The organism is Nocardia sp. NPDC004168 (assembly GCF_040610355.1).
In the GTDB taxonomy this organism is placed as follows: Bacteria; Actinomycetota; Actinomycetes; order Mycobacteriales; family Mycobacteriaceae; genus Nocardia; species Nocardia sichangensis.
Window position 1 is genome coordinate 1 of the sequence record NZ_JBEXME010000066.1, and the last position, 7220, is coordinate 7220.

2 protein-coding genes are annotated in these 7220 nt (G+C 69.5%); both read left to right on the top strand.

Annotated elements, in window-relative coordinates:
* Positions 1–1167, top strand: a 1167-nt coding sequence (locus ABZW96_RS36945; protein ID WP_355081464.1) for a thioesterase domain-containing protein, incomplete at its 5' end; no start/stop codon positions are given.
* A 279-nt stretch (positions 1168–1446) separates the two neighbouring features.
* On the top strand, positions 1447–7220 hold a 5774-nt coding region (locus tag ABZW96_RS36950; protein ID WP_355081465.1), incomplete at its 3' end, for an amino acid adenylation domain-containing protein.

Consider the following 7220-nt stretch of genomic DNA (forward strand, 5'->3'; position numbering starts at 1 on the left):
GTCGCCGAATTCCTGACCGGCTACATGGTGCCGGATGCGGTGGTCGTGCTCGAGGTGTTGCCGTTGACGGCGAACGGGAAACTGGACCGCCGGGCACTGCCCGCACCGGAGATCGTCAGCACAGCCGCCTACCGCGCGCCGCAGACGGTCACCGAGCAGGCCGTGGCCGCCGCGTTCGCCGAACTGCTCGGCGCCGACCGCGTCGGCTTGGACGACGATTTCTTCGGGCTCGGCGGTAACTCGCTGCTCGCGGCCCAGGTGGCCGGGCGGCTGCGGGACGCGACCGGAGCGACGGTGCAGGTGCAGTGGTTCTTCACCGACGCCACGGTGGCGGGCTTGGCTGCGCGCATCGACGCGGGCGACGCCGACGCCACCGCGGCGCTGGACGTGCTGCTGCCCATCCGGGCGAGCGGATCGGCGGCACCGCTGTTCTGCCTGCATCCGATGTACGGCTTGGCCTGGTCGTACGCGGGTCTGGCCCAGTTCCTGCCCGTCGAGCAGCCGATCTTCGGCCTGCAATCGCCCGCGCTGTCGGAGGACGTCGAGCTGCCCGGTTCGCTGGACGAACTGGCCGAGCGCTACCTGTCCGAGATCAGGGCGGTACAACCGCAGGGTCCGTACCGGTTGCTCGGCTGGTCCCTCGGCGGCGTGCTCGCCCATGCCATCGCCACCAGGTTGCAGGACGCGGGCGAGCGGGTGGAGTTGCTGGCCATGATGGACAGCCATCCGAATCCGGACGTGGTCGGATTCCGCGCGGCGGTGCGCGGGGCCCTGGCCGAACTCGGCCTCGGCACGGCGGTCACCGCGGACGGCGACGTCTACGAACTCGACGACGAGTCGTTGGCCGCGTTGCACGCCATGATCCCGGCCGATCTGGTCGCGGTGACTCCCGAGCGGCTGCGCCGGATCTACCGCACCGCGGTCCGCTCGGCGGAGTTGATCGCCGAGCACCGGCCCGGAGTATTCCGCGGCACCGTGCAGTACTTCAGCGCGGCGGTCGCCGATCCCACCGACGAGTTGCGCGCCGCCGCCGCCGACTGGTGGCCGTACGTCCAGGGCATGGTCGTCGACCGGCCGGTCGAGGTCACCCACGCTCGGATGGCCACACCGGAGGCGCTGGCGGTGATCGGACCGCAGCTGGCCGCTCTGCTCGACGCTCGCCGTTGACCATCCCTGCCGACGTCGCGACCCCAATCGCGCGTCGGCAGGTAATAATCAACCGCGGCACTCGTCACGTGCGTCCGTTTTCGACCCGAAACCCCAGGGTCGAGGCCGGTCGCGCTCGGCGTGCGCCGGTGGTCAGGTAACGATCGACCTGCGCACGTTCGATGATCCCAGGGTGGGGAGCATGGTGACGTGCGTGCGGCGACGATAGACAGGGTGAGGCAGCACGATGGTTCGGGCGGTCGGGCAGCGGCGTGACGAGACTGCGGAAGCGGTGCGCGTATGACCCGCCCGGCGCGTGTGCGCCCGACCCGGACCCGCCGCCCCCGCGTCACCACTCTGCCGCAATTGATGGCCACCGCCGTCGAGGCCAACCCGAGCGGCGCGGCCGTGGTGTTCGCCGACGCGACCGCCACGCTGGCCGCGCTGAGCTATGCCGAGCTGGACGAACGGTCCACGCGTTTGGCGCGTTTGTTGATCGATCGCGGGGTGGGTCCGGAGGATCTGGTCGCGGTCGGTGTTCCGCGTTCGGTGGAGTCGGTGGTCGCGGTGTGGGCGGTGGCCAAGACCGGTGCGGGGTTCGTGCCGGTGGATCCGAATTATCCGGCCGACCGGGTCGAGCACATGGTCGCCGACTCGGGCGCGGTCTTCGGGCTGACCGTGGAGGAACTCCGCGGTGACCTACCGGACCGGGTCGAGTGGCTGGCCATCGACACCGCGGACTGCGCCCGGCGGCTCGCGGAGTTCCCGGCCGATCCGGTGACCTACACCGATCGGGTTCGTCCGCTGCGCGCGGAGCATCCCGCCTACGTCATCTACACCTCCGGCTCAACGGGCAAGCCGAAGGGTGTGGTCGTCACGCAGGCGGGGTTGGCGAGTTTCTGTGCCGAGCAGCGTGATCGGTATCGGGTGACGAGTGCGTCGCGGACGTTGCATTTCGCGTCGCCGTCGTTCGACGCGTCGGTGCTGGAGTTGCTGCTCGCGCTGGGTGGCGCGGCCACCATGGTCGTCGCGTCCCCCACGGTGTTCGGCGGCGAGGAATTCGCGTCCCTCATCCGCCGGGAGGCCGTGACCCACGCGTTCGTGACGCCGGCCGCGCTGGCGTCGGTGGATCCGGCGGGGTTGGACGAGTTGCGTGTGGTGGTGGCCGGTGGCGAGGCGTGCCCGCCGGAGCTCGTGCGGCGCTGGGTGCTACCGGTGTCGGGTGGGCGCACCCGTGAGTTCTTCAACGGGTACGGCCCGACCGAGACCACGATCATGACGAACATCAGCGCGCCACTGGTGCCGGGGGAACCGGTGACGATCGGCGCGCCGATCCGGGCCGTCACCGAATACGTGCTGGACGAGCGGTTGGTCCCGGTCCCCAGCGGTGTCGTGGGGGAGCTGTACATCGCCGGTGCGCAACTGGCCCGCGGCTATCACGAACGGCGGGGACTGACCGCGTCCCGCTTCGTGGCGAATCCGTTCGACGCGCATGGGTCACGCCTCTATCGCACCGGTGATCTGGTGCGTTGGACGCCGGATGGCGAGTTGGAGTACCTGGGTCGCAACGACTTCCAGGTGAAGATTCGCGGTTTCCGTATCGAGCTCGGTGAGATCGATGCGGTGCTGGCGGCGCACGAGACGGTCGATTTCGCCGTCACCGTCGGCCACCACCTGGACAGCGGCGCGACCATTTTCGTCTCCTATGTGCACGCCACGCCGGGGATGGACGCCGACGCGGCCGAACTGGCCGCGTTCGCCGAGCAGAGCCTGCCCGCGCATATGGTGCCGACGGTCGTCATGGTGCTGGACGAGATCCCGCTGACTCCGGTGGGCAAATTGGACCGCGAGGCGCTGCCCGCGCCGCGGTTGCAGACCAAGGTGTTCCGCGCGCCGGTCGGCCCGCTCGAAGAGTTGGTCGGCGAGGTGTTCGCCGAACTGCTCGGCCCTGGCGCGCCGGTCGGCGCGGACGACGATTTCTTCGAGCTGGGCGGCAACTCGCTGATCGCGACGCAGGTCGCGGCCCGGTTGGGGGCCGCCATCGCGGCGCGGGTGCCCGCGCGGCTGATCTTCGAGAGCCCCACCGTCGCCGCGCTCGCCGCGCGGTTGGAGCCGTTGAAGGGCGCGGGCGACCGGCGCGCGTTGGTGGCGGTGGAGCGTCCGGAGCGGGTGCCGTTGTCGCCCGCGCAGCGGCGGATGTGGTTTTTGAATCAGTTCGATACCGGGTCCGCGGCGAACAATATTCCGTTCGCGGTGCGGTTGTCGGGTGTGTTGGATGTGGCGGCGTTGCAGGCGGCGGTCGCGGATGTGGTCGGGCGTCATGAGACGTTGCGGACGGTGTATCCGGCGGTGGACGGTACCGGGTATCAGGTGGTGCTGCCCGCCGCGCAGGCCGTTCCCGACCTCGCGCCGAAGCCGGTCGCCGAGCACGAGCTACCGGACTGGCTGCGCGGATTCGCGCTGACCGGCTTCGACGTCGCGGCGGAGGTGCCGCTGCGCATCGCACTCGCCGAGATCGGTCCCGGTGACCACGTGGTCGTTGTGGTGGTGCACCACATCGCGGCCGACGGCGCTTCGGTCGCGCCGTTCCTGCGTGACCTGCTCAGCGCGTTCCTGTCCCGGCGCAACGGGGCCCGCCCGTCCTGGCAACCGCTACCCGTGCAGTACGCGGACTACACGCTGTGGCAGCGCGCGATGCTCGGCGACGAGGACGACCCGGATTCGGTGGCCGCGGCCCAGATCGCCTACTGGCGCGACGCCTTGGCGGGCATCCCGGACCGGATCGACCTACCCGCGGACCGGCCGCGTCCAGCCGTCGCCTCCGGCCGGGGCGCGGAGTACACCTTCGTGGTGGACGCCTCCGTGCACCGAGGTCTCGCCGAACTGGCACAAAGTGCGGGCGCCTCGGAGTTCATGGTGGTGCACAGCGCCCTGGCGGTGCTGCTCGCCCGGCTCACCGGCACCGACGACATCACCATCGGCACGCCCGTGGCGGGCCGGGGCGAGCGGGAACTCGATCCGCTGATCGGCATGTTCGTCAACACGCTGGTCCTGCGCACCCGGATCGATCTCGGCGCGTCGTTCCGTGCGCTGCTCGGTCGGACGAAGGAAACGGATCTCGGCGCGTTCTCGCATGCCGAGTTGCCGTTCGAGCGGCTGGTCGAGGTGCTGGACCCGGTCCGCTCGCAGGCGCATCATCCGTTGTTCCAAGTGGCGCTGTTCTACCAGAACCTCAGCATGCCCGAGATAGTTCTGCCCGGACTGTCCGCTCGGGTGGTCGAGTTCGACAGCGCGATGGCGAAATTCGATCTGCAATTGACCGTGGTGCCCGCCGCCGGTGGACAGGCCACGGGGTTCACGGCGATGTTCACCTACGCCACCGACCTGTTCGACGAGCGGACGATCGCCGAGTTCGCCTGGCGGCTGGATCTGTTGCTGACCGCCGTCGCGGCCGAGCCGGATCGGCCGATCGGCGCGATCGACCTGCTGGCTCCCGCCGAGCGCGAACGCATCCTGCTCGAGTGGAACAGCACCAGGTACGCGGTGTCCGCAGAGTTGCTGCTGGACGGTTACCGGCGCGCCGCGGAGGCGTACGCGGACGAGGTGGCCTTGGTGCACGAGGGCGTCGAGCTGACTTATCGTGAGTTCGATGCGCGGGTGAATCGGCTGGCGCGTTTGTTGATTTCGCAGGGTGTGGGTGCGGAGTCGTTGGTGGGGTTGGCGGTTCGGCGGTCGTTGGATCTTGTGGTGGGGATGTATGCGGTGGTGGCGTCGGGTGGGGCGTATGTGCCGTTGGATCCGGATCATCCGGCCGAACGCATCGCGCACATCCTCGACACGGCGCAGCCGGTCTGCGTCCTCACGACCTCCGCCGACGCGGTGGACGTGCCGGAAGGCACCGCGGTCCTGCTGCTGGACGCGCTGGATCCGAACCGATTCGACGACAGCCCGGTTCGCGCGGAAGAACTGGTGCGTCCGGTGTCGCCGCACCATCCGGCGTACGTGATCTTCACTTCTGGGTCGACCGGCAGGCCCAAAGGCGTGGCGATCTCGCACTTCGCGATCCAGAACCAGATCAGCTGGATGCTCGCGGCCTATCCGCTGGACGCCGACGACGTGTACCTGCAGAAGACGGCGACGACCTTCGACGTCTCGCTGTGGGGCTACTTCCTGCCGCTGCGCGTGGGCGCGAAGCTGGTCGTCGCCGCCCACGACGGGCATCGCGATCCGGCGTATGTCGCGGAAACCATTGCGGCGCAGGGTGTGACGGTGACGGACTTCGTGCCGTCCATGCTGACGGTCTTCGCCGCGCACACCGCTCCCGGGTCGTGCCCCACTTTGCGCGACATCTTCGTGATCGGCGAAGCGCTGCCGCCGGAGACCGTCGCCGCCGTGCGCACGGTGACCGACGCGGCCGTGCACAATCTCTACGGCCCGACCGAGGCGGCGGTGTCGGTGACCTACTGGCCCGCGACGGCCGCGGACGAGCGCAGCGTGCCGATCGGCGTGCCGCAGTGGAACACCCAGGTGTATGTGCTGGACGCGCATCTGCAACCCGTGCCGGTGGGTGTGCCCGGTGAGCTGTACTTGGCCGGTGATCAGCTGGCCCGCGGTTATGTGCGGCGTCCCGATCTCACGGCAGACCGGTTCGTGGCCAATCCCTTCGGCAACGGTGAGCGGATGTACCGCACCGGTGACCTGGTGGTCTGGCGCGCCCCGACCGAAGCGCTGCCGCATCGGCTGGACTACCTCGGCCGGACCGATTTCCAGGTGAAGTTCCGTGGTCAGCGGATCGAGCTGGGCGAGATCGAGACGGCGCTGCTGGCGCAGCCTTCGGTGAGCCAGGCGGTGGCCTTGGTCGCGCCTTCGTCGCTCGGGGACCAGCTCGTCGCCTACACGGTCCCCATGCCGGGGTACTCGATCGAGCCAGGCGAGCTGCTCGCTGCAACCGGGGAAACGCTGCCCGGCTACATGGTTCCGGCCGCCATCGTCGCACTGGATGCGTTGCCGCTGAATCCCAGCGGCAAGCTCGATCGTAAGGCGCTTCCCGAACCTGCCTTCACCGCGCGTGAGTTACGTGCGCCCGCGACGGCGGTCGAGGAGATCGTGGCGGGTGTGTTCGGCGAGGTGCTCGGTGTGACCCGGGTCGGCGCGGATGACGACTTCTTCGCGCTCGGCGGCAATTCGCTGGTCGCCACGCAGGCGGCGGCGCGCTTGGGTGCGGCGGTCGATGCTCGCGTGCCGGTGCGGGCGCTGTTCGAGACCTCGACGGTGGCCGGGTTGGCGGCGGCGCTGGAGTCGCACACGCACGGTGAGCGTGGTGTGGAGCTGGGGAGCATCGCCCGGCCGGAGCGGTTGCCGTTGTCGTTGGCGCAGCGGCGGATGTGGTTCCTCAACCGCTTCGACCACGTGGACGGCGCTGCCGCCGCGGCCTACAACCTGCCCTTCGCATTGCGGTTGACCGGCGAACTGGATGTCGCCGCGCTGGGCGCGGCGCTGCACGACGTGGTGGCACGCCACGAGGTACTGCGCACGGTGTATCCGGAGACCGCGGATGGTCCGGTGCAGGTGGTTCTGGCCGCCGGGCAGGTGGCGCTGGATGTGGGCGCGCATGCGATCGGCGTGGACGAGGTCGCGAGCGAGGTGTACACGCTCGCTGCGACTCCGTTCGACGTGACCGCCGAAGTGCCCGTGCGGGTGCGGCTGCTGCGGATCGCGGATGCGCCGCGGGAATATGTGCTGGCGGTGGTGGTGCATCACATTGCGGCGGATGCGTCGTCGATGGGTCCGTTGGTGCGGGATGTGATGGTGGCGTATGCGGCGCGTACTTCGGGTGTGGCTCCGGGGTGGTCGTCGTTGCGGGTGCAGTATGCGGATTACGCGTTGTGGCAGCGTGCGGTGTTGGGGGATGAGAACGACCCGGCCTCGATTGCTGCTCGGCAGATCGGTTTCTGGCGGGAGGAGTTGGCTGGTCTTCCCGATTTGCTGGAGTTGCCGACGGATCGTCCGCGGCCTGCGGTGGCGTCGCTGGCGGGTGCGCGAGTGGATATCGAGATCGATGCGGCGACGCATGC